Raw genomic sequence first — 25,750 nt, 5'->3', positions numbered from 1 at the left:
AGGCAGGTCTTGCACCTGCCACTGAAACGCTGTGGCACATCCTGGGGCTACATCAGTCGCTTGCGCTCGCTTGATGGGGCGATGCCCAACGATTCGCGGTACTTGGCGACGGTGCGACGGGCTACCTGGATGCCTTGTGCCTCCAGTAAACCAGCGATCTTGCTGTCACTCAATGGCTTTTTCTGATTTTCCGCCGCCACCAGTTTCTTGATGATTGCGCGAATCGCCGTGGACGAGCATTCGCCGCCTTCGGCGGTGCTCACGTGGCTGGAGAAAAAGTATTTCAGTTCGTAGATGCCGCGCGGGGTGTGCATGTATTTCTGTGTGGTCACCCGGGAAATGGTCGACTCGTGCATGCCCACCGCCTCGGCGATATCGTGCAGCACCAGCGGCTTCATGGCCTCGTCGCCATGGTCGAGGAAGCCGCGCTGGTGCTCGACGATCTGTGTCGCCACCTTCATCAGCGTCTCGTTGCGGCTCTGCAGGCTCTTGATGAACCAGCGCGCTTCCTGCAGCTGGTTGCGCATGAAGGTGTTGTCGGCGCTGGTGTCGGCGCGGCGAACGAAGCCGGCGTACTGCGGGTTGACCCGCAGGCGCGGTACCGCTTCCTGGTTGAGCTCGACCAGCCAGCGCTCGCTGTCCTTGCGCACGATGACGTCGGGCACGACGTACTCGGGCTCGCTGGACTCGATCTGCGAGCCGGGGCGCGGGTTGAGGGTCTGCACCAGTTCGATGACCTGGCGCAGCTCGTCTTCCTTGAGCTTCATGCGGCGCATCAGCTGGCTGTAGTCGCGGCTGCCGAGCAGGTCGATGAAGTCGGTGACCAGGCGCTGGGCCTCACCCATCCAAGGCGTCGAGGCCGGCAGTTGGCGCAGTTGCAGCAGCAGGCATTCGCCCAGGGAGCGGGCGCCGATGCCGGCGGGTTCGAACTGCTGGATGCGGTGCAGCACCGCCTCGACCTCGTCCAACTCGATGTCGAGTTCCGGGTCGAAGCCTGCGCAGATTTCCTCGAGGGAGTCCTCCAGGTAGCCCTGGCCGTTGATGCTGTCGATCAGGGTGACGGCGATCAGGCGGTCGGTGTCGGACATCGGCGCCAGGTTGAGCTGCCACAGCAGGTGACTCTGCAGGCTCTCGCCGACCGAGGTGCGGGTGGTGAAGTCCCACTCGTCGTCATCATTGCTCGGCAGGCTACTGGCGCTGGTCTGGTAGATGTCCTCCCAGGCGGTGTCGACCGGCAGTTCGTTGGGAATGCGCTCGGCCCATTCGCCGTCTTCGAGGTTTTCCGCGGTGCTGCTGGTACTGGTTTCCTGGAAGCTGTTGTCCTGGACTTCGGCGGCCGGCTTGTTCTCGGCGTTGTCCGCCATCGGGTCGCTGTTGTCGAAGTCCTCGCCGTCTTCCTGACGTTCGAGCATCGGATTGGACTCCAGCGCTTCCTGGATTTCCTGCTGGAGGTCCAGGGTGGAGAGCTGAAGCAGACGGATGGCCTGTTGCAACTGCGGGGTCATCGTCAGTTGCTGGCCCATTTTTAGGACGAGCGATGGTTTCATGGCTGGGGCTTGATACCTTGTTGCCGGCGCGCATGCGCCATCCACTACACGGAGGGCGCCTGGGCGCCGATTTTAAGCAAGTTATATGCCTGAAATTGCAGCGTTTGCCTAGAGCACTGTAACAACTTAAGCCTCGAACAGGCGCCTGCGCCAGTGCTCCGGGCAGGCCAGGGTCAGAGTCGGAACTCGTGCCCCAGGTATACTTCCTTGACCAGCTGGTTGGCCAGGATGGTCTCGGCGTCGCCTTCGGCGATCAGCTGGCCATCGTTGACGATGTAGGCGGTCTCGCAGATGTCCAGGGTCTCGCGAACGTTGTGGTCGGTGATCAGTACGCCGATACCCTTGTTCTTGAGGTGGTGGATAATCTGCTTGATGTCGCCGACAGAGATCGGGTCGACACCGGCAAAGGGTTCGTCCAGCAGGATGAACTTGGGCGCGGTGGCCAGGGCACGGGCGATCTCGACGCGGCGGCGTTCGCCGCCGGAGAGGCTCATGCCGAGGTTGTCCCGGATATGGCTGATGTGGAACTCCTGCAGCAGGCTTTCCAGCTCCTTGCGCCGACCGTCACGGTCGAGGTCCTTGCGTGTCTCGAGGATGGCCATGATGTTGTCGGCCACCGACAGCTTGCGGAAGATCGAGGCTTCCTGCGGCAGGTAGCCGATACCGGCCTGGGCGCGCCCGTGCATGGGTTGGTGGCTGACGTCGAGGCTGTCGATCAGCACGCGACCTTGGTCGGCCTGGACCAGGCCGACGATCATGTAGAAACAGGTGGTCTTGCCGGCGCCGTTGGGGCCTAGCAGGCCGACGATCTGGCCGCTGTCGATGGACAGGCTGACGTCGCGAACGACCTGCCGGCCCTTGTAGCTCTTGGCCAGGTGCTGGGCTTTGAGGGTTGCCATTTACTCGGCCTTTTTCTTCGGTTGAATGACCATGTCGATGCGCTGACGTGGTGCAGTCACGTTGCCACCGCGACCGGCGGTAGCCACCTGGGTCTTGGTGTTGTAGACGATCTTCTCGCCTTCGGTGGTGTTGCCTTCGTTCTCGACCTTGGCGCGATCGGTGAGGATCACCATGTCTTTCTGCGCCTGGTACTGGATGGTCACGGCCCAGCCTTTCATCTTGTCGGGCTTGGCGGCGCTCTGCTGTTGCTCGAAGTAGGCCAGGTTGCCCACCGAGGTGACCACGTCGATGTCGCCGGAGGCGGCGCGGGTCATGGTCACGGTGTTGCCTTTGATCATCATCGAACCCTGGGTGATGATCACGTCGCCGGTATAGGTGGCAACGCCCTGCTTGTCGTCCAGGTGGGCGTTGTCCGCCTGGATGCGGATCGGCTGGTCACGGTCGTTCGGCAGGGCGAAGGCGCTCGCGCTTCCCAGTGCTACGCCCAGGCTGAGCAGAAGGGGGATGGTTTTAACGAGCCTCATACTGTCCTCTTACGTTAGAGAGCAGGTCCATCCTGCCTTCTTTCAAATACGCTTTCATTCCTTTGCCCGTAGTCGTGCCACCGGCGCCGTCGATTCTAACGGCTTGCTCGGTCTGCGCATATTGCTTCTGCGGGAACACGGTCATGCGTGTGCTGGTGATGATGGTTTCACGTTGCTTCTCGTCGGTGCGCGCCACGCGCACATCGTCGATCAGCTCGACCTCGGTGCCGTCCGGATTGACCTCGGCGCGCTTGCTCTGCACGTGCCAGGGATACTCGGTGCCACGGTACATGTGAAGGTCGGGCGTGGTCACTAGGGTGACCTCGCTGGCCTTCAAATGCTCGACCTTGGCGGCGGTCATCTCGTACTGCAGCTTGCCGTCGGGCAGGAACTGCAGGCTGTGGGCGTTGATCGCATAGTAGTCGATGGCGCTCTGGTCGACCTGGGCCTGCGGCTGGTCGAGGAAGCTCTCCGGGCTGATATTCCAATAGCCTACTGCAACGAGCACGGCGGCGATCCCGCCTAGCAGCGCGACATTTCTGATCTTCTTGCTGAGCATGGGCAGCCTTACAGGTAATGGGCGTTGGCAGCGTCCAGGGTGCCCTGGGCCTGCATGATCAGTTCGCAGAACTCGCGGGCGGCGCCTTCGCCGCCGCGAGCCTGGGTAACGCCATGGGCGTGCTGGCGAACGAATGCCGCGGCGTTGTGCACCGCCATGCCCAGGCCGACGCGGCGGATAACCGGCAGGTCGGGCAGGTCGTCGCCGAGGTAGGCGACCTGTTCATAGCTTAGATTGAGTTCGGCGAGCAGGCCGTCGAGCACCACCAGTTTGTCCTCGCGGCCCTGGAACAGGTGCGGGATGCCGAGGTTCTTCGCCCGGCGCTCGACCACCGGGGTCTTGCGCCCGCTGATGATCGCGGTGGTCACGCCCGCGGCCATGAGCATCTTGATGCCGTGGCCGTCGAGGGTGTTGAAGGTCTTGAACTCGCTGCCGTCCTCGAGGAAGTACAGGCGGCCGTCGGTGAGCACGCCGTCGACGTCGAACACCGCCAGCTTGATGGCCTTGGCGCGTTGCATCAGGTCCTGGTTCATTTACATCACTCCGGCGCGCAGCAGGTCGTGCATGTTCAGGGCGCCGGTCGGGCGGTCTTCCTGATCGACGACCACCAGCGCGCTGATCTTGTGGTCTTCCATGATCTTCAGCGCCTCGGCGGCGAGCATCTCGGCGCGGGCGGTCTTGCCGTGCACGGTCATGACCTCGTCGATGAGGGTCTTGTGCACGTCGATGTTGCGGTCCAGGCTGCGGCGCAGGTCACCGTCGGTGAACACGCCGGCGAGCTTGCCGTCGTCACCCAGGACCACGGTCATGCCCAGACCCTTACGAGACATTTCAAGCAGCGCGTCCTTGAGCAGGGTGCCGCGCTTCACCAGGGGCAGCTCCTCGCCGGCATGCATGACGTTCTCGACCTTCAGCAGCAGGCGACGACCCAACGCGCCACCGGGGTGGGAGAAGGCGAAATCCTCGGCGGTGAAGCCGCGGGCCTCGAGCAGGGCAATGGCCAGGGCGTCGCCCAGCGCCAGCGCGGCGGTGGTTGAGGAGGTCGGCGCCAGGTTGAGCGGGCAGGCTTCCTGGGCGACGCTGGCGTCGAGATTGACCTCGGCGGCCTGGGCCAGGGGCGAGCCCGGGTTGCCGGTCAGGCTGATCATCTGGATGCCCAGGCGCTTGATCAGCGGCAGCAGGGTGACGATCTCGGCGGTGCTGCCGGAGTTGGACAGGGCAAGAATGACATCGTCCCGGGTGATCATGCCCATGTCGCCGTGGCTGGCCTCGGCCGGGTGCACGAAGAACGCCGGGGTGCCCGTGCTGGCCAGGGTGGCGGCGATCTTGTTGCCGATATGCCCCGACTTGCCCATGCCCACCACCACGACCCGTCCCTTGCTGGCCAGGATCAGCTCGCAGGCCTTGACGAAGTCACCGTCGATGCGGGCCAGCAGGGCCTCCACGGCCTCGAGTTCGAGGCGCAGGGTGCGCTGGGCGGATTGGATCAGCTCGCTGGATTGGGTCATGTTGAAACGCAATGCCTGATGAAAAGGCGGCGATTATAGCCGTAATGTGTGAAAGGCTCATCCTTCGAATGTCATATGGATGCCACACCAGCCTGTCTGCGGCCTGAACGAGTGGGGGGACGCCCTTGGGGCGGGCCTATCAGCGGTGCTATAGTTCGCCGCTATTCGGCCCGCAGGGGACCTGTGTGCCTTCAAGATGAAGGCAGGCGTCCACATGACGAGGCTGCACTAGCAAGGAGTCTAGATGAGTGTGGATAGCGCCTACGCGGTCGAGTTGAAGGGTGTCACCTTCAAGCGCGGTTCGCGCAGCATTTTCAGCAACGTGGACATACGCATTCCCCGCGGCAAGGTCACCGGCATCATGGGGCCTTCGGGATGCGGCAAGACCACCTTGCTGCGCCTGATGGGCGCGCAGTTGCGCCCGTCCGGTGGCGAGGTCTGGGTCAACGGGCAGAACCTTCCCGCGCTGTCGCGCAGCGACCTGTTCGACGCGCGTAAGCAGATGGGCGTGCTCTTTCAGAGTGGTGCGCTGTTCACCGACCTGGATGTGTTCGAGAACGTGGCCTTCCCGCTGCGGGTTCATACGCAGCTGTCGGACGAGATGATCCGTGACATCGTGTTGATGAAGTTGCAGGCCGTGGGCTTGCGCGGCGCCATCGACCTGATGCCCGACGAGTTGTCCGGCGGCATGAAGCGCCGCGTGGCGCTGGCACGGGCGATCGCCCTCGATCCGCAGATCCTCATGTACGACGAGCCGTTCGTCGGGCAGGACCCCATCGCCATGGGCGTGTTGGTGCGCCTTATCCGCCTGCTCAACGACGCCCTGGGCATCACTAGTATCGTGGTTTCCCACGATCTCGCGGAAACCGCGAGCATCGCCGACTACATCTATGTGGTTGGCGACGGCCAGGTGCTGGGGCAGGGCACGCCGGACGAACTGATGGGCTCGGACAACCCGCGCATCCGCCAGTTCATGAAAGGCGACCCGGACGGCCCGGTACCTTTCCACTTCCCTGCGCCTGACTACCGCGCCGATCTGTTGGGGACGCGTTGATGCGCAGAAAATCCTTACTCGAACGTATCCGTCTGTTCGGCCGTTCGGCCATCGATGTACTGGCCGTGCTGGGACGCTCGTGCCTGTTCCTCGGCCATTCGCTGGGTGGACGCAGCGGCATCGGCGGCGGTTTCCAGCTGCTGGTCAAGCAACTGTACTCGGTGGGCGTATTGTCGTTGGCAATCATCGTCGTGTCCGGCGTGTTCATCGGCATGGTACTGGCCCTGCAGGGCTACAGCATCCTCACCAAGTACGGCTCGGAGCAGGCTGTGGGGCAAATGGTCGCCCTGACCCTGCTGCGCGAGCTGGGGCCGGTGGTCACCGCCTTGCTGTTCGCCGGCCGCGCGGGCTCCGCGCTGACCGCCGAGATCGGCAACATGAAGTCCACCGAGCAACTGTCGAGCCTGGAGATGATCGGCGTCGACCCGCTCAAGTACATCGTCGCCCCCAGGCTGTGGGCCGGTTTCATCTCGCTGCCGCTGCTGGCGCTTATCTTCAGCGTGGTCGGCATCTGGGGTGGCTCGTGGGTCGCCGTGGACTGGCTGGGCGTCTATGAAGGTTCGTTCTGGGCCAACATGCAGAACAGCGTTTCGTTCAGCGACGACGTGATCAACGGGCTGATCAAGAGCCTGGTGTTCGCTTTCGTCGTCACCTGGATCGCCGTATTCCAGGGGTACGACTGTGAGCCCACCTCAGAAGGGATCAGCCGTGCCACCACCAAGACCGTGGTCTATGCCTCGCTGGCAGTCCTGGGTCTGGACTTTATTCTGACCGCCTTGATGTTTGGAGATTTCTGATGCAAAACCGCACCCTGGAAATCGGTGTCGGCCTGTTCCTCCTGGCCGGGATCCTGGCGCTGCTGCTGCTGGCCCTGCGTGTCAGCGGGCTGTCGGCCAGCCCGAGCAGCGACACGTATAAAGTTTATGCTTATTTTGACAATATCGCCGGTTTGACGGTCAGAGCTAAGGTGACCATGGCCGGTGTGACCATCGGCAAGGTCACGGCCATCGATCTGGACCGCGATTCCTACACTGGCCGGGTTACGCTGCAGCTGGACAAGCATGTCGACAACCTGCCGACCGACTCCACTGCCTCGGTCCTGACCGCAGGCCTGCTGGGCGAGAAGTACATCGGTATCAGCGTGGGCGGCGAGGACGCGGTACTCAAGGATGGCAGCACCATCCACGACACCCAGTCGGCACTGGTGCTGGAAGACCTGATCGGCAAGTTCCTGCTCAACTCGGTGGGCAAGGAACCGAAAGAAGCGCAACCGGCTAATTAAGGAGTTTCCATGATTTCGATCCTGCGACGTGGCTTGCTGGTTCTGCTGGCGGCCTTCCCCCTGCTGGCCCTGGCGGCGCCGGGGCAATCCGCCCGTGATGTGATCCAGGGCACCACCACGCAGTTGCTCAGCGACCTGAAGGCCAACAAGGAGCAGTACAAGGCCAACCCCGAGGCCTTTTACAGCGCGCTTAACAGCAACCTTGGCCCGGTGGTCGATGCCGACGGTATTTCCAAGAGCATCATGACCGTCAAGTACTCGCGCAAGGCGACCCCTGCGCAGATGCAGCGCTTCCAGGAGAACTTCAAGCGCAGCCTGATGCAGTTCTACGGCAACGCCTTGCTGGAGTACAACAACCAGGGCATCACCGTCGATCCGGCCAAGGCCGAGGGTGATGATCGCACCAGCGTCGGCATGAAGATCACCGGCACCAACGGCGCGGTCTATCCGGTGCAATACACCATGGTCAAGCTGGACGGCGAGTGGAAGGTGCGTAACGTCATCGTCAACGGCATCAACATCGGCAAGCTGTTCCGCGACCAGTTCCAGGACGCCATGCAGCGCAACGGCAACAACCTGGACAAGACCATCGACGGCTGGGCCGGCGAAGTGGCCAAGGCCAAGGAAGCGGCGGACAGCTCGCCGGATAAGGAAGTCAAATGAGTGACGCCGCCGTGAGCATGGCCGAGCCGGGCGTCCTCTCCCTGGCAGGCGTGCTGGACTATCGCAGCGGTCCGGCCCTGCGCAAGCAGGGCAAGGCGCTGGTCACGGCGTGCCGCGAACCACGCCTGGTGCTCGACTGCTCCGCGGTGGAGAAGTCCAGCAGCGTCGGCCTGTCGTTGCTGCTGGGCTTCATGCGCGATGCGCAGGCGGCCGGCAAGACCTGGGAACTGCGCGGTATCCCCGAGGATATGCGGGAAATCGCCGGGGTCTATGACCTTGATGAAGTGCTGGCAGGCTGATGCCCTGCCGTTCGCGAAAGGCCCCTCGGTCAGCGCGCCCACTCATGGGCTTCGCAGGCGAGGGGCTTTTTTGTATGATGGCCGACCCGCGCGCGTTGGGCGCCGATCGAGGTTGAGCATGCAGGCCGTAGAAGTCAAAAGCTTTCTGGAAGAGAAATTGCCGGGAACCCGGGTCGAAGTTGAAGGCGAAGGCTGCAACTTCCAGTTGAACGTGATCAGCGATGAGCTGGCCGGCCAGAGCCCGGTCAAGCGCCAGCAGGCGATCTATGCTCACCTCAATCCGTGGATCGCCAACGGCAGCATTCACGCGGTAACCATGAAATTCTTCAGCAGCGCAGCCTGGGCTGAGCGCACCTGAGCCAACTTGGCGGCGAGATACGTATGGACAAACTGATTATCACTGGCGGCCCGCGCCTCGACGGCGAGATCCGCATTTCCGGCGCGAAGAACGCTGCCCTGCCGATTCTCTCGGCCACCCTGCTGGCCGATGGTCCGGTTACGGTCGGCAACCTGCCGCACCTGCACGACATCACCACCATGATCGAGCTGTTCGGTCGCATGGGCATCGAGCCTGTGATCGACGAGAAGCTCTCGGTGGAAATCGATCCGCGCACCATCAAGACCCTCGTCGCGCCCTATGAGCTGGTCAAGACCATGCGCGCCTCGATCCTGGTGCTCGGTCCGATGGTCGCCCGCTTCGGTGAGGCCGAAGTGGCGCTGCCGGGCGGTTGCGCCATCGGTTCGCGTCCGGTGGACCTGCACATCCGTGGCCTGGAGGCCATGGGTGCGAAAATCGATGTTGAAGGCGGCTACATCAAAGCCAAGGCACCCGAGGGCGGCCTGCGCGGCGCACACTTCTTCTTCGACACCGTCAGCGTCACCGGTACCGAGAACATCATGATGGCCGCCGCCCTGGCCAAGGGCCGCAGCGTGCTGCAGAACGCCGCCCGCGAGCCGGAGGTGGTCGACCTGGCCAACTTCCTGATCGCCATGGGTGCGAAGATTCAGGGCGCTGGCACCGACACCATCACCATCGATGGCGTCGAGCGCCTGCACTCGGCCAACTACCGGGTCATGCCTGACCGTATCGAAACCGGCACCTACCTGGTCGCCGCTGCCGTGACCGGCGGCCGCGTCAAGGTCAAGGACACCGATCCGACCATCCTCGAAGCCGTCCTCGAGAAACTCAAGGAAGCCGGCGCCGATATCACCACCGGTGAAGATTGGATCGAGCTGGACATGCACGGCAAGCGTCCGAAGGCCGTGAACCTGCGTACCGCCCCGTACCCAGCGTTCCCGACCGACATGCAGGCGCAGTTCATCTCGCTCAATGCCATCGCCGAAGGCACCGGCGCGGTGATCGAGACCATCTTCGAAAACCGCTTCATGCACGTCTACGAGATGCACCGCATGGGCGCGCAGATCCAGGTCGAGGGCAACACCGCCATCGTCACTGGCGTCAAGGCGCTCAAAGGTGCTCCGGTGATGGCCACCGACTTGCGCGCTTCCGCCAGCCTGGTACTGTCGGCGCTGGTCGCTGAAGGCGACACCCTGATCGACCGCATCTACCACATTGACCGTGGCTACGAGTGCATTGAGGAAAAACTGCAGATGCTGGGCGCGAAGATCCGTCGCGTACCGGGCTAGTCTGCATGGCGCAGGGACGCGCCCCGAATTTTATGCGGCCGGGCAGTGCCCGGCTGGCTATAGCTGCTTAAGGACCGACGTTCCAATGTTGACCATCGCGCTATCCAAAGGCCGGATTCTCGACGATACCCTGCCACTGCTGGCCGAAGCCGGTATTGTACCGACCGAGAATCCGGACAAGAGCCGCAAGCTGATCATCCCGACCACCCAGGATGATGTCCGCCTGCTCATCGTGCGTGCCACCGACGTGCCGACCTATGTCGAGCATGGCGCCGCCGACCTCGGTGTGGCCGGCAAGGATGTGCTGATGGAATACGGCGGCCAGGGCCTGTACGAGCCCCTGGACCTGCAGATCGCCCAGTGCAAGCTGATGACCGCCGGCGTGACCGGCGCGCCCGAGCCCAAGGGCCGCCTGCGCGTGGCCACCAAGTTCGTCAACGTAGCCAAGCGCTACTACGCCGAGCAGGGCCGCCAGGTCGACATCATCAAGCTGTACGGCTCCATGGAGCTGGCCCCGCTGATCAACCTCGCCGATAAGATCATCGACGTGGTCGACACCGGCAACACCCTGCGCGCCAACGGCCTCGAGCCCCAGGAACTGATCGCCACGATCAGCTCGCGCCTGGTGGTCAACAAGGCTTCCATGAAAATGCAGCACGCCCGTATCCAGAGCCTGATCGACACCCTGCGCAACGCCGTCGAATCGCGACACCGCGGCTGACCTCTGCGCGCGACCTCCGCTGTCGCGCCCGTCTATCCGCGTCATAGCCAATTTTCTCAGGTGCCCGCGCGGATGGAGTGGTAGCTTTAGGGCGCCTGAACATCCGCTAATAACGAGGCCCTCGCCATGACCGTGTCCACTGCAATTGCCCGTCTCAACGCCGCTGACCAGGATTTCGCCCGACATCTGGATCATCTGCTGAGCTGGGAAAGCGTGTCCGATGACGCGGTCAACCAGCGCGTGCTCGACATCATCAAGGCCGTGCGCGAGCGCGGCGACGCGGCGTTGGTGGAGTTCACCCAGCGTTTCGACGGTGTCGATGCCACATCGATCAATGATCTGATCCTGGACCGCGCACGCCTGGAGCTGGCCCTGACCCGCATTACCCCGGTGCAGCGCGAAGCCCTGGAAAAAGCCGCCAACCGTGTGCGTAGCTACCACGAACGGCAAAAGCAGGATTCCTGGCAGTACACCGAGGCCGACGGCACTGTGCTCGGCCAGAAAGTTACCCCGCTTGACCGCGCCGGCCTGTACGTGCCGGGCGGAAAAGCATCGTACCCGTCGTCGGTGCTGATGAACGCGATTCCGGCCAAGGTCGCCGGTGTGGCCGAGGTGGTGATGGTCGTGCCGACCCCGCGTGGCGAGGTCAACGAGCTGGTGCTGGCCGCGGCCTGCATCGCCGGGGTCGACCGGGTGTTCACCCTCGGTGGCGCCCAGGCGGTCGCGGCCTTGGCCTACGGCACCGAAAGCGTGCCGCAAGTCGACAAGATCGTCGGTCCGGGCAATATCTACGTGGCCACCGCCAAGCGCCATGTGTTCGGCCAGGTCGGCATCGACATGATCGCCGGCCCTTCGGAGATCCTGGTGGTGTGCGACGGCCAGACCGATCCGGACTGGATCGCCATGGACCTGTTCTCCCAGGCCGAGCACGACGAGGACGCCCAGGCCATCCTGGTTAGCCCGGATGCCGAGTTCCTCGATCGGGTGGCCGCCAGCATCGACAAGCTGCTGCCGACCATGGAGCGCGCCGAGATCATCGAGAAGTCGATCAACGGCCGAGGCGCGCTGATCCAGGTGCGTGACATGCAGCAGGCCATCGAGGTGGCAAACCGCATCGCCCCCGAGCACCTGGAGCTGTCGGTGGCTGATCCACAGGCCTGGTTGCCGCAGATCCGCCACGCCGGCGCGATCTTCATGGGCCGCCACACCAGCGAGGCGCTAGGCGACTACTGCGCCGGCCCCAACCACGTGCTGCCGACTTCCGGCACTGCGCGCTTCTCTTCGCCACTGGGCGTGTATGACTTCCAGAAGCGTTCGTCGATCATCTTCTGCTCCGAGCAGGGCGCGTCCGAGCTGGGTCACACCGCTTCGGTGCTGGCCCGGGGCGAATCGCTGACCGCTCATGCGCGCAGCGCCGAATACCGCATCCTCAACGAGAAGGGGAACTGAGCATGAGTCGTTTCTGGAGTCCCTTCGTCAAGGACTTGGTGCCTTACGTGCCGGGCGAGCAGCCCAAGCTTGCGCGGCTGGTCAAGCTGAACACCAACGAGAACCCTTATGGACCGTCGCCCAAGGCGCTGGAGGCCATGCGCGGCGAGCTTAACGACAACCTGCGGCTGTATCCGGACCCGAACGGTGACCGCCTCAAGCAGGCGGTGGCCGAGTATTACGGCGTGACGCCGGCGCAGGTGTTCGTTGGCAATGGATCGGACGAGGTGCTGGCGCACATCTTCCACGGCCTGTTCCAGCATGACCGTGGGCCGCTGCTGTTCCCGGACGTGAGCTACAGCTTCTACCCGGTGTATTGCGGCCTGTACGGTATCGCGTTCGAGCAGGTGGCGCTGGATGAGCAGTTCCAGATTCGGGTTTCTGATTACAGCAAGCCCAATGCCGGGGTCATCTTCCCCAACCCCAATGCGCCGACCGGTTGCCTGTTGCCGCTTGAGGCGGTCGAGCAACTGCTGCAGGCCAACCGGGATTCGGTGGTGGTGGTCGATGAGGCCTATATCGATTTCGGTGGCGAGACGGCTATCAGCCTGGTCGATCGCTACGACAACCTGCTGGTGACCCAGACCTTGTCCAAGTCACGGTCGCTGGCGGGGCTCAGGGTTGGCCTGGCGGTGGGACATCCTGACCTGATCGAGGCGTTGGAGCGGATCAAGAACAGCTTCAACTCCTATCCGTTGGATCGCATGGCGATTGTCGGGGCGGCGGCTGCGTTCGACGACCGTGAGTATTTCGATGAGACCTGCCGCAAGGTTATCGAAAGCCGGGACGTGCTGGTTGCCGAGTTGGTGGCGCGTGGGTTCGAGGTGTTGCCTTCGGCGGCGAACTTCATCTTTGCCCGCCATCCCGGGCAGGATGCTGCCGGGATCGCGGCGCGCCTTCGTGAGCAGGGGGTGATTGTTCGGCACTTCAAACATGAGCGGATTGCGCAGTTCCTGCGGATTACCGTTGGGACGCCGGAGATGAACCAGGCTTTGCTTGATGCTTTGAATTGATTTCAGGGGTTTGACTGGGGGCGGATTGGGGTTGGTTATTTTGACTTCTGATTCGCCCCTTGTTGTTGTTTGGTGGTTTTGGAAGTTGTATGCGCATTCATTTTTGATGTCGACGCTTATTTACCTTTCCGCCCTTACGGCGGGTCCCTTTTTGAAGGATCAAAAAGGAACCAAAAAATCCTCGCTCCATTCATCCGGCCCTGCGCTTCGCTCCGGGTTCCCTCACTCCGGCCTTGCTCCCGGGAGGACCGCGCTGAACGCCCCATCCTGGGGCGCAGCGCTTGACGGGCATCCATGCCCGTCACCTCCCTTCGCAAGACCTGCGTTCGGCCTCCTGAAGTCGCGAAGTTACGGGCGGCGACTGGACTGGCGCAGCTGTCGCTAGTTGAAGCGGAATTAATCTCTCGATTGTTTCGCGGGGCAAGCCCGCGATAGGCCGGAACAGCCAATATATAACTAATTTTCAAACAGTAAACTTCGCATTTTCCTGTTCTTGCTCTTGCTTCTAAGCGCGCGACAGTTCAGGCACCGCCAATTGCGACTTCAGGAGCGAGGGAACCCCGGAGCGAAGCGCAGGGCCGGATGAACGGAGCGGAACGGTTTTGCCTACTTTTCCCTAGAGAAAAGTAGGTCGCCGTAAAGGCGAAAAGGTGACTAAATGTCGGTATATTCTACGAATGCGCATAAAAAACCAAAGCAAATCACCCGCGAACATCAACAATACCGTGCCCCCCCTTATGCGCCAAAACACTATAAATGCAAGGCAAAACAAACAGCGTAAACAGCGTCCCAACCGACATCCCGGTAGCAATCACCATCCCGATATCAAACCGGCTGACCGCCCCGGCCCCGGAGGCCAAAATCAGGGGCACCATGCCAAACACCATGGCCGCCGTGGTCATCAGCACAGGCCGCAGGCGAATCGCGGCGGCCTTCTCGATCGCCTCCCGCACCCCAAGCCCTCGCTCGTCCCGTAGCTGATTGGCAAACTCGACAATAAGAATCCCGTGCTTGGTGATCAGCCCGATCAGGGTCACCAACCCCACCTGGGTATAGATGTTCATGCTCGAAACCCCCAGGAACAACGGCAACAACGCCCCGCAGATCGACAACGGCACCGTTACCAGAATCACCAGCGGATCCCGGAAACTCTCGAACTGCGCCGCCAGCACCAGGAAGATGATCGCCAGCGCCAGGCCGAAGGTCACCCACAACGCACTGCCCTCCTGGACGAACTGCCGCGCCGTCCCGGCATAGTCCAGCGAGAAGCCCTCGGGCGCCTCCTCGCGAGCGATGGCGCGCACGGTTTCCAGGGCCTCGCCCATGCTCACCAGCGGCACCCCTTGGATGATCGCCGAGTTCAACTGCTGGAACTGGTTGAGCTGGCGCGGCCGGGCACGGTCGCTGAGGGTGATCAGGGTCGCGAGCGGCAGCAGCTGGCCCTGCTCGTTCTTCACGTAGTAGTTGTTCAGCCAGCCAGGATTGGCCCGGTAAGGGCGCTCGACCTGGGCGATGACCTTGTAGCTGCGCCCCTCCAAGGTGAAGCGGTTGATCTCGGCCTCGCCCAGCAGGGTCGCCAGGGTGCTGCCCAGGGTGTCCATCGCCACCCCCATCTGCGCCGCCTTGGCGCGGTCGATGTCGATCACCACCTCGGGTTTATCGAAGGCCAGGTCGATGTCGAGGAAAGCGAACTTGCCCGACGCCTGGGCGCGTTCCTTGACCCGCTGGGCCACCTCCAGCAGGGCTGGGTAGTCACCGGCGGTGTTGATCACCAGTTGGAACGGCAGGCCCTCGCCGGTGCCGGGCAGCGACGGCAGGTTGAAGCCGAAGATCTGCAGCCCGCCAATCTGCTCAAGCTCGGCCTGCACCAGCGGCAACAACTGCATCTGCGTGCGCTCGCGCTCGTTCCAGGGCTTGAGCAGGAAGCCACCGATCCCGCTCTGCACACCGTTGAAACCGTTGATCTGGAACGACGAGTAGTACTCGGGGAAGCGCTTGAAGATCGGCGTGAACTGGTCGGTGTAGGCGTTGAGGTAGTCCAGGTTGGCGGTCTGCGGCGAGCTGCTTATCATGAAGATCACCCCCTGGTCTTCCTCCGGCGCCAGTTCGGTGCGGGTGAACATCAGCAAGGCCGGGATCAGGCACAGAATCAGCACGGCGAACACCAGCACCACCGGGCGGCTGTTCAGGGTGCCGTGCAGCAGGCGCTGGTAGCGCACCTTGAGCGCGTCGAAGATCAGGTCCAGGCGATGGGCCAGGCCGCTGGGGTTCTGCTCGTGGCGCAGCAGCAGGGCGCACATCATCGGTGACAGTGTGAGGGCGACGATGCCGGAAATGACCACCGCCCCGGCCAGGGTCAGGGCAAACTCCTTGAACAGGGCACCGGTCAACCCGGTGAGAAAACCGATGGGCGCGTACACCGCGGCCAAGGTGATGGTCATCGACACCACCGGCAGGGCGATCTCGCGGGCACCTTCCAGGGCTGCGTCGAAGGGCGACTTGCCCTCCTCGATATGACGGTGGATGTTCTCCACCACGACGATCGCGTCGTCCACCACCAGGCCGATGGCCAACACCATGGCCAGCAGCGTCAGCAGGTTCAGCGAGTAGCCCATCATCTGCATGAAAAACAGCACGCCGATCATCGATAGCGGGATGGTCACCACCGGGATCACCACCGAACGCAGGGCGCCGAGGAACAGGAACACCACGACGATGACGATCAGCACCGCTTCACCGAGGGTCTTGATCACTTCGTCGATGGACGCCTGGATGAACAGGGTGGCGTCGTAGGCGATGGACACCTTGAGGCTGGCGGGCAGCGCCTCTTCGAGCTGCGGCATGATCCGCCGCACCTCCTTGATCACCTCCAGCGGGTTGGCTGCCGGCGTGGCCTTGATGCCGATGTACACCGACGGCGTGCCGTCGAACGAACTAACCGTGTCGTAGTTTTCCGCGCCCATTTCCACCCGCGCCACATCGCCCAGCAACACCCGGCTGTCGCCACTGGTCTTGACCGGCAGGGCGGCAAAGGCCTCGGCGGATTTCAGCTCGGTGGTGGCGTTGATGCTGGTGGCCACGTACTGGCCCTTCACCTCACCGGCGGCGGAGAGGAAGTTGTAGCGGCGCACGGCGTTGGTCACGTCCACCGCCGACAGGCCGAAGCCGGCCAGCTTCACCGGGTCGATCCAGATGCGCATGGCGAACACCTGGTTGCCAAGGATCTCGGCCTCGGCCATGCCGGGCAGCGTGGCCAGCTTGGGCTGGATGACCCGGGACAGGTAGTCGGTGATCTGCGGGTTGCTCATTTCGTCGCTGTAGAAGCTGATGTACATCAGCGCTGAGGCATCGGCGGCCTCCTTGCTCAGCACCGGGTCCTCGGAGTCCTGGGGCAGCTTGTTGCGCACCTCGTTGGCCTTGGCCAGCAACTGGGTGAACAGACGGTCGGTGTCGGCGCCGATTCGCGCATAGACCGAGATCACCGAAAAGTTCTGCCGGCTCACCGAGGTCATGTAGTCGATGCCGTCGGCGCTGGCCAGGCTCTGCTGCAAGGGTTGGGTGATATAGCCCTGGATGGTTTCGGCATTGGCCCCGGGGTAGGCGGTGGTGACGGTAATCAGTGCGTTTTCCATCTGCGGGTACTGGCGGATCTGCAGCTTGTTCCAAGCCTGCAGGCCGAGCAGCAGGATCAGCAGGCTGACCACGCAGGCCAGCACCGGGCGGCGGATGAACGGGTCGGTGAACGCCATGGCCGCCTCCCGTTCACTTCGCGCCGGGCGCGGCGGGCTTGAGGGCGTTGTCGGCGCTGATGCGGATCGCCGCGCCGGGGCTCAGTTTGAGCTGGCCGGCAGTGACCACCTGATCGCCGGCCTGCAGCCCCTTGAGCACCACGACCCAGCCTTCACGGCGCTCGCCCGTCTGCACGGTGAGCTGTTCGGCAATCAGCTTTGGCTGGCCGTTGGCGTCACGCTGGGGCTGGCCGTCCTCGCCCTTTTTCTCGCTGACCCGGTACACCGAATTACCGTAGAGGGTATAGGTGATGGCGTTCTCCGGCACCACCACCAGCGGCTGCGGGTCGGGCAACAGCACTTGAAGGCTCGCGAACATGCCCGGCAGGAGCTTGCCTTCGGGGTTGGCCAGGGTGGCGCGGACCAGCAGGTTGCGGGTGCTTTCCTCGACCTTGGGGTTGATTGCACTGAGGCTGGCGGAGAAGGTCTGGTCGGGGTAGGCGGCCACTTGTGCCAGTACTCGCTGGCCCAGGCTCAGGTGCGGCAGCGCCTGCTCGGGCACATTGAAGTCGACATAGAGGCTGGACAGGTCCTGCAGGGTGGCGATCACCGTACCGCTGGCCAGGTAGGCGCCGACGTCCACCTGACGAATGCCGATGGTGCCGCTGAACGGGGCGCTGATGCTCTTTTTCGCCAGCGAGGCCTTGAGCTGTTCGACCACTGCCTGGTTACGCCGGTACTGGGCGGTCAGGCGGTCGAACTCGCCGCGGGAGATGGCCGAATCGCCGACCAGCTGGCTACCTCGGCCGAAGTCGACCTTGGCCAGCCCCAGGTCGGCCTGCGCAGTGCCGAGCAGGGCGGTTTCCTGGTCGCTGTCCAGTTGCAGCAGCAACTGGCCGGCTTTCACTTGTTGCCCGGATTCGAAGTGCAGCGACTTCACGGTACCGGCAACTTCCAGACTCAGTTCCACGCCCTGATAGGCCTTGAGGCTGCCAACCGCTGGCAGGCGCTCCTGCCATTGGCGCCGCTCGGCTTGGGCCGCGGCCACGCTGACCGGCGGCCGGGGCTGCGAGAACATCTGCACCTGCTTGTAGATGGAAAAGGCCTTGATGCCCCCCAGGATCAATACGATCAGCAGGACGACGGCCAACATGATCAGCATGCGGCGGCGCAACATGGTCCGGTTCCCTGGAGGTGGGTTTGTTATTTATCGGGCACGACCTCGGGCGATCCGGCCCACGTGCGGTGAGGGAAAGTATTGTCGGTTTTCTGGAAAAGAGGAGGGACAAACGTGTGCCGGCCAAATCGCGGTGCAAGTCGCATCGGCGCACCGCCGCTCACGCGTCAGGACGTGGGAGCGGCGGTGCGACTTGTACCGCGATAGCTTTTACGACAAATCAGACCAGATGCAGGTGGTTATCCCAGAAGCCTGAAGGCAGGTTCATCGGCTGGCCGATCAGCTCTGCCTTGCGGCAATCGTAGAACCGGCAACGCCCCTGCCCGGAGGTAACGACGAAGCCATCCTTCACCGCCCCGACCCCGGCGCAATCGGGCATCGGTGCATCGAGCTTCACCGCGCCGCTGTCCAGATCCCAGATGAACAGGCGATTGGCCCGTGGCGCGGTCAAGGCCACCAGGCGCAGGTCGCTGTGGATGGCGACGCTGGCGGTGTATTGGGCCATCGACTGCAGCTGGCGCTCCGGCACCGGGAAGGCCTTGAACGGCTCGCCCGGACGCTTGATCGCCAGTAGCTCGGCGGTCTCCTCGGAGCCGCCCATGAACTGCTGGCAGGCGGCGATGGTGCCATCGTCGCCCACCGCCAGGTGGCGCACGCTGTTCATCTGCTGGGCCAGGGTCTCCTTGCTCAACAGGGTGCCGTCGCGCTGCATCAGCACCAGGCTCGGCTCCATGGCGTCGAGGTTCATCTCCACCCGGCTTTCGGCCTCGGTGCGGATACCGCCATTGGCCACCACCAGGGTTTCGCCATCGGGCAGCCAGGCCACCTCATGGGGGCCGATGCCGTGGGTGGAAACCTCGCCGCTGTGCACCAGACGTTCGCCTTCGAACCGATAGACGCCCAGCACGCCGCGACCGGGGTCGGTGGTGTCGTTCTCGGTGGTGTACAGCCACTCGCCGTCCTTGTGGATCACCGCATGGCCGTAGAAGTGCCGCTGCGGTTGCGAGGCGAGGGTCTGCAGCAGCCGGCCGTCGCGCAGGTCGACCAGGTAGCTCTCGGTACCGGGGCGGCGCGCGACGAACAAGGCGATCGGCAGCGTCGGGTGGTTGATGATCGCATGGCAACGCTGGGCCACCTGGGTGCTGAACACCTGGGTGCCGTCCAGGCGAAAGCCCACGGCGTAGTGCTTGCCGTCGCCGTCGTCGCGCGCCGACAGCAGCAACGGTTCGCTGCCTTTGCCGCGGAACAGGCTCCAGCCGCCCAGGGTCAGGGCGCTGAGCAACACGCTACCGAGTTTCAGGGCCTGGCGTCGCAGCATGATCAGTCACCGTCGTTGGCATTGAAGCCCAGCTGGATGTTCAACGCCTTGGCCAGCTCGCCTTCGTGCAGGCGGTGGACGACGTTGAGTGCGTCGTAGATCTGGTTGAGGGTCTGCTTGCCGGCGTCGTCGGCCAGCAGTTCGCCCAAGGTCTTCTGGTTGTCGGCCAGCAGCTTGATCGCCGCAGCGTAGGCGTCGTCGATCTTTTGCGCCAGTGCCGCCTGATCCTTGCCCAGCAGGCCGCGCAGGCCCTGGTTGTCGACCCCGACCCAGACCGTCTGGGCGGCCTTTAGCGAGGCTTCCAGGCTCTTGATCGACGAGTGGCTGCGCCAGGCCTCGGCCTGCAGCGGCTGCGCGATCCCCTTGCTCTGGCGGCCCATCGGCGCGCCGAGTTTCTTCTTCAGGGTGTCCAGGGCGGTGACCTGGGCCCGCAGCAGGTCGGCGATCGCCTCGTGGGAGTCGGCGTAGCGCTGGTTGGGGAACTTGGTCATCTGCGACAGCATGCCGTCGGTGCTGTTCCAGCCCTTGAGGATTTCCTCGGCCAGGGCCTTCTGGTGTTCGCCGATGGCCACCAGCAGCGGGCAGTAGCGGGCTTTCTGCTCGGCGCTGGCGATGTCCGGCTTGCTGTCGAACAAGATGTATTCGTAGGCCGACAGGCCACGCACCACCACGCTGGCCTTGCCCAGCGACTCGGCGGTGACCGCCTGTTCGCCGTTGACCAACTGCTCGACCTGGCGGCCGACCAGGTTCTTCTTGTCCGGCCAGAACTGCACCTGCCACGGGCGGTTGCCCTCGGCCAGCGGGCCGACCAGCAATGGCTGCAGTTCGGCCCAGGCCTTCTGGGCGTGGAGGAAGTCGGTGCGGGCGGTCTCCAGGGACTGTTTGCCTTCGCAGTAGGCCAAGGCGCTGGCGGCCAACTGCCGGTCGGCCTCGACCCAGCGGCTGTAGGTCGGCAGGATCACTTGCTTGGCGATGGCAGCGGAGGTCACCGCCTGCGGATCTTGCGGCGAGCAGGCGCCGAGGGCAAGTGCGGCGAGGCTGGTGAACAACAGTTTGGGTCGGAACATGCCCGGCTCCTTGTGCGGTTTAAAGGGAATTCAGGAACGCCAGCAGCGCGGCGCGCTGCTCGGCATTGAAGGTCAACACGTGATCGCGCGCCGCCTGGGCCTCGCCACCGTGCCAGAGCACGGCTTCAAGCAGGTTGCGGGCGCGGCCGTCGTGGAGGAACTGGCTGTGGCCGCTGACGGTCTCGCTCAGGCCGATGCCCCACAGTGGCGGGGTGCGCCAGTCCTGGCCATTGGCGGCGAACTCGGTGCGTTCATCGCTCAGGCCCGGGCCCATGTCGTGAAGCAGCAGGTCGCTGTAGGGACGGATCACCTGGCCGGCCAGTTCCGGTTCGGACGCATCGGCGGCGGTGGTGAACTGCGGGGTGTGGCAGCCCTGGCAGCCGGCCTGATAGAACAGGTTCTTGCCCGCCAGCACTTCGGGCGTATCCACTTTGCGTCGGGCCGGCACGGCGAGGTTGCGGGTGTAGAAGGTGACCAGGCGCAGGATGTTGTCGCTGACTTCCTTCTCGCCGTCCTGACCGTCACCGTTCGGCGCGGCCAGGCAATCGACCTGCGCGGCGGTGCAATCGTCCTTCGGCATCAGGGTGGTGGTCAGGCCCATGTCGCCGGCAAATGCGTGCACGTTCTGCTGGTTGACGTTGGGCTGCCCGGCCTTCCAGCCGAAGCGGCCGACCACGGTCTTGCCCTGGGCGTCGTCCCATACCCGGTTGGCGCGGCCGCGGATGCCATCGCGGTTGAGGTCGTCCGGATCTTCGTTGGCCAGCAGGTCGGCTTCGGGGATGGCCTCGAGCAGCCCCAGGCCGATCATCGGCGGGGCGACCCGGGCCGAAAAGCGAGTGTCCGGGTGCAGCGGGCCATAGCCGAGCTGGGTGATCTGCAGCGTCGGGCGGCGCAGTTCGACCTGGTGGCCATCCTTGAAGGTGACGCTGTGCTTGTCGTAGCTCACCCGCACCTTGCCTTCCGGGGCCACGCCGGGGATGGCCATGTCCTGCAGCTGGGTGCCGTAGACCGGCTCGGGAACCACACCCAGGCGTTCGATTTCGCGGGCGTAGTAGGGCTGGTCGGGGATCGACAGGCGCACCAGCATCGACACCGCGTTGCTGTCGCCCGGCTCCGGCGGATGGCCTCGACCGTCGCGCACGTGGCAGTTCTGGCAGGCGTTGGTGTTGAACAATGGGCCGAGGCCATCGCGGGCGGTGGTGGTGGAGGGGGCGATTACCCAGGGATTGCGGAAAAAGCTGTTGCCCACGGCGAAATCCAGGCGCCGCTCGGGCGTCAGGTTGGCCGAGGGCAGCGAATAGGCGTTGCGGTCGCTGCGTTGCACCGTGGCCTTGCCGCCGGAGAGGGCTTCGCCGGGCTCGGCCTGGGTGAAGCGCGGGGCGTCGTCACAGGCGGCGAGGGCGAAGGCCAAGAGCAGGGGGCTTAGGCGGAGCAAGGACATCGAAGATCCTGGGCATGGGCGAAAAACCGGCGTGCAAGCTTATCAGGCTGGGGGTGTTTGAATAAGAGCAATTTGCAATTGCTGGATGAAATCACTGTCAGTTGGCCGTTATCGGCGAGTTCCGTACCTGTAGGAGCAGTGGTGCTGCTGGAAAACAAAAAGGCGGCCCGAAGGCCGCCTCTGCTGAACCGCGACGCTGATCAGAACTCGTGATCGGCGGTATCCGGGTTCAGGTTGTCGATGCCCAGCTTGCCAGCGGCCTGTTCGATCGCGCCGGTCTGTTTGACCAGCGAGGCGATGGCATCACGCACAATCTGGTTGCCGGCGGCGTTGTCGGCGGCGATCAGCTGGTCGTAGTGCTCGCCCTTGAGGGCGTGGTCGACGATCACCTGGATCTTGGCCTCGGTGGCTTCCAAGTCGGCCTTGAGGGTGGCGTCGGTGGCCGGGTCGGCCTTGGCCACCAGTGACGACAGACTCGGGCCGCTCAGCTTGGTGCCGTCGACACGGGTGTACTCGCCCAGGTAGACGTTGCGGATGCCCTTGGCGTCGTAGAAGTGCGAGTAGTGGGTGTTGTCGCTGAAGCAATCGTGCTCGTCTTCCGGCGAGTTGGCTTCCAGCGAGACCTTCATGCGCTCGCCGGCCAGTTCGCCCAGCGACAGGCTGCCCATGCCGAACAGCATCTTGCGCAGGCCGTCGTTGGCCGGCTCGCCTTCGAGGGTGGCGCGGTAATTGTCGGCGACGTTCGGCGCCCAGTTGCCGACCATCTCTTCGAGGTCCTTGACCAGCAGGTCGGTGACCGCTTTCAGGTAGGCGCGGCGACGGTCGTTGTGACCGCCCGTGGCGCCCTTGCCTTCCAGGTAGTCGGACGCCGGACGGTTGCCCGCGCCAGGGCCGGTGCCATTGAGGTCCTGGCCCCAGAGCAGGAACTCGATGGCGTGGTAGCCGGTGGCGACGTTGGCTTCGGAGCCGCCCAGTTCGTTGAGGGTGGCGAGTTTCTCGGGGGTGATGTCCTTGACATCGATCTTGTCTTCGCCGACCTGGATCTCGGTGTTGGCGATGATGTTGGCGTTGGCCGCCGGGTTGCCCAGGGCGTGCTCGTAGCTCTTGTCGACGTAGTCGATCAGGCCTTCGTCCAGGGGCCAGGCGTTCACCTGGCCTTCCCAGTCGTCGATGATGGTGTTGCCGAAGCGAAACACTTCGCTCTGCAGGTACGGCACGCGCGAGGCGACCCAGGCATCACGGGCGGCTTTCAGGGTCTGCTCGTCGGGCTTGGCCAGGAACGCGTCGACGGCGGTCTGCAGTTGTTTGGCGGTGCTCAGCGAGTCGCTGTACACGGCATGGACCATTTCGGCATAGTGCTTGACCACAGCCTTGGCGGCCGCCTCATCGACAGCCCCCGGCGCCGCGGCGGTGGTGCTGGCGGCGGCAGGTGCCTGGGCTTGCGGTGCGGCGGCCTTGTCGTCCTTGCCTTCGCCGCAACCGGCGAGAGCGATGGCGATGGCCAGCAGACTGGCGGAGGCCAGAGGCATTCGAATCATTGTTGGTTTCCTGCGTGGTGTGGTTGGACCGTGCGCCGTGGCACGCGAAACCAATACATCATGCGAAAGATTTGCATTTGCTGTAAAGGGGCGGGCGTGCATTTCATGCAAACGCCCGTTCAAGGTGCACCGCCAAGGCTGGCAGGGCTTAAAGGGCGGAAACCTGGTTGCGTTGTGCCTGTTTGAGGAAGCTGGTCAGTTCGCGTGCCGACAACGGCTTGCTGTAATGGTAGCCCTGACCCTCGTGGCAGCCCTGGGCGATGATGTAGCTCTCCTGTTCGACGGTTTCCACGCCTTCGGCGATCACCTGCATGCCCAGGCTCTTGCCCAGTTGGATGATGGCGCGAACGATGGTGGCGTCGTCGTCATCGTCAAGCAGGTCCTGAACGAAGCTCTTGTCGATCTTGATCTTGTCCAGCGGCAGCGACTTCAGGTAGCTGAGCGAGGAATAGCCGGTGCCGAAGTCGTCAATGGCGATCAAGGCGCCCGAACGGCGCAGGCTCAGCAGGTGCTGGGCGGCGGTGCTGATGTCTTCCATCAGGCCGGTCTCGGTGACTTCCAGCTCCAGGCTGCGCGGTGGCAGACGGTAGGCCTGCAGCAGGTTGTTGACCACCCGCGGCAGTTCGTTGTGGTGCAGTTGCACCGTGGACAGGTTGACCGCCATGCGCAGCTCGCTGAAGCCCTGGTCGTGCCATTCGCGCAGCTGCCGGCAGGCCTGGTCGAGCACCCATTCACCGATGCCGATGATGCTGCCGTTCTGCTCGGCCAGCGGGATGAACTGGTCGGGCGGGACCATGCCCAGCTCCGGATGCTGCCAGCGTAGCAGCGCTTCTACGCCGACCACACGGTGGTCTCGGTAGCTGATCTGCGGCTGGTACACCAGGTACAGCTGGTTGCGTGACAGGGCCTCGCGCAGGTCTTTTTCCAATTCGCGACGGCGGCGCATCTCGCTGTCGACGCTGGCAATGTAGAACTGATAGCGGTTGCGCGAGCGGGCCTTGGCCAGGGTCATGGTCTGCTCGGCCTTCTGCAGGAGCTTCTCGGTGCTGTCGCCGTCCTCGGGGAACAGGGTGATACCGATGGTGGCGCGCAGGCGGATCTGCTGTTGGTCGAGGTCGAAGGGCGCTTCGAGGTCGTCGAGGATGCTCTGGGCCAGCTCGGCGGCTTCATAGGGTTGCTCGATGTTGGCCTGGACCAGGGCGAACTGGTCGCCGCCCAGGCGAGCCAGGGCGCCGAGCCGCCCGCTGTGGGCGCGCAGGCGGTCGGCCAGGGCCAGCAGCAACTGGTCGCCGACCTGGTAGCTGAACTGCTCGTTGATGCCCTTGAAGTCGTCCAGGCCCACGCACAGCACGGCGACACGGCGCTGCAGGCGGCCGCCGTCCACCAGGATCTTGTCCAGCTGCTGCTGTAACTGCTGGCGGTTGGGCAGGCCGGTGAGGAAGTCGTATTGGGCCATGCGCTGCAGGCTGTTCTCGGCCTCGTGGCGCAGGTGGGTGTTGCGCTCGATGGAGGCCAGCAGTTGGTTGGCGGTGTTGACCCACAGGCCCAGCTCATTGCGCTCGTGGCCCTTGAGTTGCGGAATCTGGTGCTGGCTGGGGCGGTCGGGGTTTATCTGGGTCAGGTGGTCGATGATCTTCGACAGCGGCTTGGTCAGCAGCCAGTGGTACACCAGGTACAACACCAGGCCCATGGCCAGGGCGCGCAGCACGCCGGAGATGAAGATGATCACGGCATTGATCAGGAAGTCCTCGCCGTAGGAGGAGGTGTCGAGGGTGATGCTCAGGTCGCCATAATACTCGCTGTAAGGGCCACGGCCGACCAGTTGCGTGGTGTAGGTGCGCTCCTGGCCGAGGATCAGGTCGGTCAGCCAGCGCATGGACATGTCCTGCAGCGGCCGTGACTTTTCCGCCAGCATGGTTTCGTTGGGGTGGCCGATGGAGGCCATGCGCACCGACTCGTCCTGGAACAGGCCTTCCATCACCTGCATGCCCATTTCCCGGTCGAGGCTGTACACCGCCTGGGTCGATGGGTCGCGGAACATGTCGAGGATGCGCTGGGCATCGTTGTTCACCGCCTGGCGGGTCTTGTAGGCGTCATAGACGATTTGCGCACAGCTGAGTACGACGCCGACAGCCAGCGCCGAGAGCAGTACGACCCTCAGCAGCTTGACCGATAAGCTGTTTCGAAATTCCAGCTTCAATGGGGTTTCCTTAATCCATGCGCATGCCATTATTTTGCCATCAATCATGGCGAGAGACTATCGGCCCGAGACCCCG

At 63.8% G+C, this 25,750-nt stretch carries 23 protein-coding genes; 10 read left to right on the top strand and 13 right to left on the bottom strand.

What is annotated here, in order from left to right; all coding sequences use genetic code 11:
* Positions 1 to 47 precede the first annotated feature (47 nt).
* From AC25M7_RS13480 to AC25M7_RS13455, 6 genes are all read right to left on the bottom strand, one after another.
* Positions 48 to 1,547: an RNA polymerase factor sigma-54 gene (locus AC25M7_RS13480; protein ID WP_028689657.1), complete on the bottom strand. Its 1,500-nt coding sequence runs from the start codon at positions 1,545 to 1,547 to the stop codon at positions 48 to 50.
* A gap of 173 nt (positions 1,548 to 1,720) precedes the next feature.
* Entirely contained in the window at positions 1,721 to 2,446 is a 726-nt protein-coding gene (gene lptB / locus AC25M7_RS13475) for an LPS export ABC transporter ATP-binding protein (RefSeq protein ID WP_011532417.1), read from the bottom strand.
* Positions 2,447 to 2,971 (bottom strand): lipopolysaccharide transport periplasmic protein LptA, encoded by a 525-nt coding sequence (lptA, locus tag AC25M7_RS13470; RefSeq protein WP_011532418.1) that lies wholly within the window; start codon positions 2,969 to 2,971, stop codon positions 2,447 to 2,449.
* Positions 2,958 to 3,530 carry an LPS export ABC transporter periplasmic protein LptC gene (gene lptC, locus AC25M7_RS13465; RefSeq protein ID WP_028689658.1) on the bottom strand — a complete coding sequence of 191 codons (573 nt, stop codon included), beginning with the start codon at positions 3,528 to 3,530 and terminating at the stop codon, positions 2,958 to 2,960. The genes lptA and lptC overlap by 14 nt, the downstream gene beginning before the upstream one ends.
* Positions 3,531 to 3,538: 8 nt before the next feature.
* Positions 3,539 to 4,063 (bottom strand): KdsC family phosphatase, encoded by a 525-nt coding sequence (locus AC25M7_RS13460; protein WP_028689659.1) that lies wholly within the window; start codon positions 4,061 to 4,063, stop codon positions 3,539 to 3,541.
* Positions 4,064 to 5,038, bottom strand: a complete 975-nt coding sequence (locus AC25M7_RS13455) for a KpsF/GutQ family sugar-phosphate isomerase (RefSeq protein WP_028689660.1) — start codon at positions 5,036 to 5,038, stop codon at positions 4,064 to 4,066.
* 244 nt (positions 5,039 to 5,282) lie between these two features.
* Here AC25M7_RS13455 and AC25M7_RS13450 point away from each other — a divergent pair, with 244 nt between their 5' ends.
* The 10 genes from AC25M7_RS13450 to hisC all read left to right on the top strand — a co-directional run bounded on the left by AC25M7_RS13450 (position 5,283) and on the right by hisC (position 13,205).
* Positions 5,283 to 6,092, top strand: a complete 810-nt coding sequence (locus AC25M7_RS13450; protein WP_028689661.1) for an ATP-binding cassette domain-containing protein — start codon at positions 5,283 to 5,285, stop codon at positions 6,090 to 6,092.
* Entirely contained in the window at positions 6,092 to 6,889 is a 798-nt protein-coding gene (gene mlaE, locus AC25M7_RS13445; RefSeq protein ID WP_028689662.1) for a lipid asymmetry maintenance ABC transporter permease subunit MlaE, read from the top strand. The genes AC25M7_RS13450 and mlaE overlap by 1 nt, the downstream gene beginning before the upstream one ends.
* A complete protein-coding gene (gene mlaD / locus AC25M7_RS13440; protein WP_486971139.1) occupies positions 6,889 to 7,374 on the top strand; it encodes an outer membrane lipid asymmetry maintenance protein MlaD in 486 nt (161 codons plus the stop codon). Before mlaE ends, mlaD begins: the two co-directional genes overlap by 1 nt.
* 9 nt (positions 7,375 to 7,383) lie before the next feature.
* Positions 7,384 to 8,037 carry an MlaC/ttg2D family ABC transporter substrate-binding protein gene (locus AC25M7_RS13435; RefSeq protein WP_028689664.1) on the top strand — a complete coding sequence of 218 codons (654 nt, stop codon included), beginning with the start codon at positions 7,384 to 7,386 and terminating at the stop codon, positions 8,035 to 8,037.
* Positions 8,034 to 8,336, top strand: coding sequence for an STAS domain-containing protein (locus AC25M7_RS13430; RefSeq protein ID WP_028689665.1), 303 nt, complete (start codon positions 8,034 to 8,036; stop codon positions 8,334 to 8,336). The genes AC25M7_RS13435 and AC25M7_RS13430 overlap by 4 nt, the downstream gene beginning before the upstream one ends.
* Positions 8,337 to 8,454: 118 nt before the next feature.
* On the top strand, positions 8,455 to 8,694 hold the full coding sequence (locus AC25M7_RS13425) for a BolA family protein (RefSeq protein ID WP_028689666.1): 240 nt from the start codon (positions 8,455 to 8,457) through the stop codon (positions 8,692 to 8,694).
* A gap of 23 nt (positions 8,695 to 8,717) precedes the next feature.
* Positions 8,718 to 9,983 carry a UDP-N-acetylglucosamine 1-carboxyvinyltransferase gene (gene murA / locus AC25M7_RS13420; RefSeq protein WP_028689667.1) on the top strand — a complete coding sequence of 422 codons (1,266 nt, stop codon included), beginning with the start codon at positions 8,718 to 8,720 and terminating at the stop codon, positions 9,981 to 9,983.
* Between the two features lie 85 nt (positions 9,984 to 10,068).
* Positions 10,069 to 10,704 (top strand): ATP phosphoribosyltransferase, encoded by a 636-nt coding sequence (gene hisG, locus AC25M7_RS13415; RefSeq protein WP_011532429.1) that lies wholly within the window; start codon positions 10,069 to 10,071, stop codon positions 10,702 to 10,704.
* 126 nt (positions 10,705 to 10,830) lie between these two features.
* Positions 10,831 to 12,153, top strand: coding sequence for a histidinol dehydrogenase (gene hisD, locus AC25M7_RS13410; RefSeq protein ID WP_486971138.1), 1,323 nt, complete (start codon positions 10,831 to 10,833; stop codon positions 12,151 to 12,153).
* Between the two features lie 2 nt (positions 12,154 to 12,155).
* The gene (gene hisC / locus AC25M7_RS13405) at positions 12,156 to 13,205 is read left to right on the top strand and encodes a histidinol-phosphate transaminase (RefSeq protein ID WP_486971137.1); all 1,050 of its coding nucleotides are present in this window, start codon (positions 12,156 to 12,158) and stop codon (positions 13,203 to 13,205) included.
* A gap of 701 nt (positions 13,206 to 13,906) precedes the next feature.
* Here the strand turns inward: hisC and AC25M7_RS13400 are convergent.
* The 7 genes from AC25M7_RS13400 to AC25M7_RS13370 form a co-directional block, all read right to left on the bottom strand.
* The gene (locus tag AC25M7_RS13400; protein ID WP_486971136.1) at positions 13,907 to 16,954 is read right to left on the bottom strand and encodes a multidrug efflux RND transporter permease subunit; all 3,048 of its coding nucleotides are present in this window, start codon (positions 16,952 to 16,954) and stop codon (positions 13,907 to 13,909) included.
* A gap of 13 nt (positions 16,955 to 16,967) precedes the next feature.
* Positions 16,968 to 18,110, bottom strand: a complete 1,143-nt coding sequence (locus AC25M7_RS13395) for an efflux RND transporter periplasmic adaptor subunit (protein WP_028689671.1) — start codon at positions 18,108 to 18,110, stop codon at positions 16,968 to 16,970.
* 220 nt (positions 18,111 to 18,330) lie between these two features.
* Positions 18,331 to 19,428 carry a DUF1513 domain-containing protein gene (locus tag AC25M7_RS13390; protein WP_486971135.1) on the bottom strand — a complete coding sequence of 366 codons (1,098 nt, stop codon included), beginning with the start codon at positions 19,426 to 19,428 and terminating at the stop codon, positions 18,331 to 18,333.
* A 2-nt stretch (positions 19,429 to 19,430) separates the two neighbouring features.
* Complete coding sequence (locus AC25M7_RS13385; RefSeq protein ID WP_028689673.1) at positions 19,431 to 20,495, bottom strand: imelysin family protein; 1,065 nt, start codon at positions 20,493 to 20,495, stop codon at positions 19,431 to 19,433.
* 19 nt (positions 20,496 to 20,514) lie between these two features.
* Positions 20,515 to 21,936: a di-heme oxidoreductase family protein gene (locus tag AC25M7_RS13380; protein WP_028689674.1), complete on the bottom strand. Its 1,422-nt coding sequence runs from the start codon at positions 21,934 to 21,936 to the stop codon at positions 20,515 to 20,517.
* A gap of 200 nt (positions 21,937 to 22,136) precedes the next feature.
* Positions 22,137 to 23,474: an imelysin family protein gene (locus AC25M7_RS13375; RefSeq protein ID WP_028689675.1), complete on the bottom strand. Its 1,338-nt coding sequence runs from the start codon at positions 23,472 to 23,474 to the stop codon at positions 22,137 to 22,139.
* Between the two features lie 148 nt (positions 23,475 to 23,622).
* Positions 23,623 to 25,674 carry a putative bifunctional diguanylate cyclase/phosphodiesterase gene (locus AC25M7_RS13370; RefSeq protein WP_062364497.1) on the bottom strand — a complete coding sequence of 684 codons (2,052 nt, stop codon included), beginning with the start codon at positions 25,672 to 25,674 and terminating at the stop codon, positions 23,623 to 23,625.
* Between the last annotated feature and the right edge of the window lie 76 nt (positions 25,675 to 25,750).

Source organism: Pseudomonas sp. P106(2024), assembly GCF_057480815.1.
The sequence above is the reverse complement of the archived record's forward strand: the minus strand, read 5'-3'. Positions and strand labels throughout refer to the sequence as shown.

Bases quoted from the DNA above. Each gene is read 5' to 3' on its own strand.
- AC25M7_RS13480 (WP_028689657.1), bottom strand. From the start codon at position 1,547: ATGAAACCATCGCTCGTCCTAAAAATGGGCCAGCAACTGACGATGACC.
- lptB (WP_011532417.1), bottom strand. From the start codon at position 2,446: ATGGCAACCCTCAAAGCCCAGCACCTGGCCAAGAGCTACAAGGGCCGG.
- lptA (WP_011532418.1), bottom strand. From the start codon at position 2,971: ATGAGGCTCGTTAAAACCATCCCCCTTCTGCTCAGCCTGGGCGTAGCA.
- lptC (WP_028689658.1), bottom strand. From the start codon at position 3,530: ATGCTCAGCAAGAAGATCAGAAATGTCGCGCTGCTAGGCGGGATCGCC.
- AC25M7_RS13460 (WP_028689659.1), bottom strand. From the start codon at position 4,063: ATGAACCAGGACCTGATGCAACGCGCCAAGGCCATCAAGCTGGCGGTG.
- AC25M7_RS13455 (WP_028689660.1), bottom strand. From the start codon at position 5,038: ATGACCCAATCCAGCGAGCTGATCCAATCCGCCCAGCGCACCCTGCGC.
- AC25M7_RS13450 (WP_028689661.1), top strand. From the start codon at position 5,283: ATGAGTGTGGATAGCGCCTACGCGGTCGAGTTGAAGGGTGTCACCTTC.
- mlaE (WP_028689662.1), top strand. From the start codon at position 6,092: ATGCGCAGAAAATCCTTACTCGAACGTATCCGTCTGTTCGGCCGTTCG.
- mlaD (WP_486971139.1), top strand. From the start codon at position 6,889: ATGCAAAACCGCACCCTGGAAATCGGTGTCGGCCTGTTCCTCCTGGCC.
- AC25M7_RS13435 (WP_028689664.1), top strand. From the start codon at position 7,384: ATGATTTCGATCCTGCGACGTGGCTTGCTGGTTCTGCTGGCGGCCTTC.
- AC25M7_RS13430 (WP_028689665.1), top strand. From the start codon at position 8,034: ATGAGTGACGCCGCCGTGAGCATGGCCGAGCCGGGCGTCCTCTCCCTG.
- AC25M7_RS13425 (WP_028689666.1), top strand. From the start codon at position 8,455: ATGCAGGCCGTAGAAGTCAAAAGCTTTCTGGAAGAGAAATTGCCGGGA.
- murA (WP_028689667.1), top strand. From the start codon at position 8,718: ATGGACAAACTGATTATCACTGGCGGCCCGCGCCTCGACGGCGAGATC.
- hisG (WP_011532429.1), top strand. From the start codon at position 10,069: ATGTTGACCATCGCGCTATCCAAAGGCCGGATTCTCGACGATACCCTG.
- hisD (WP_486971138.1), top strand. From the start codon at position 10,831: ATGACCGTGTCCACTGCAATTGCCCGTCTCAACGCCGCTGACCAGGAT.
- hisC (WP_486971137.1), top strand. From the start codon at position 12,156: ATGAGTCGTTTCTGGAGTCCCTTCGTCAAGGACTTGGTGCCTTACGTG.
- AC25M7_RS13400 (WP_486971136.1), bottom strand. From the start codon at position 16,954: ATGGCGTTCACCGACCCGTTCATCCGCCGCCCGGTGCTGGCCTGCGTG.
- AC25M7_RS13395 (WP_028689671.1), bottom strand. From the start codon at position 18,110: ATGTTGCGCCGCCGCATGCTGATCATGTTGGCCGTCGTCCTGCTGATC.
- AC25M7_RS13390 (WP_486971135.1), bottom strand. From the start codon at position 19,428: ATGCTGCGACGCCAGGCCCTGAAACTCGGTAGCGTGTTGCTCAGCGCC.
- AC25M7_RS13385 (WP_028689673.1), bottom strand. From the start codon at position 20,495: ATGTTCCGACCCAAACTGTTGTTCACCAGCCTCGCCGCACTTGCCCTC.
- AC25M7_RS13380 (WP_028689674.1), bottom strand. From the start codon at position 21,936: ATGTCCTTGCTCCGCCTAAGCCCCCTGCTCTTGGCCTTCGCCCTCGCC.
- AC25M7_RS13375 (WP_028689675.1), bottom strand. From the start codon at position 23,474: ATGATTCGAATGCCTCTGGCCTCCGCCAGTCTGCTGGCCATCGCCATC.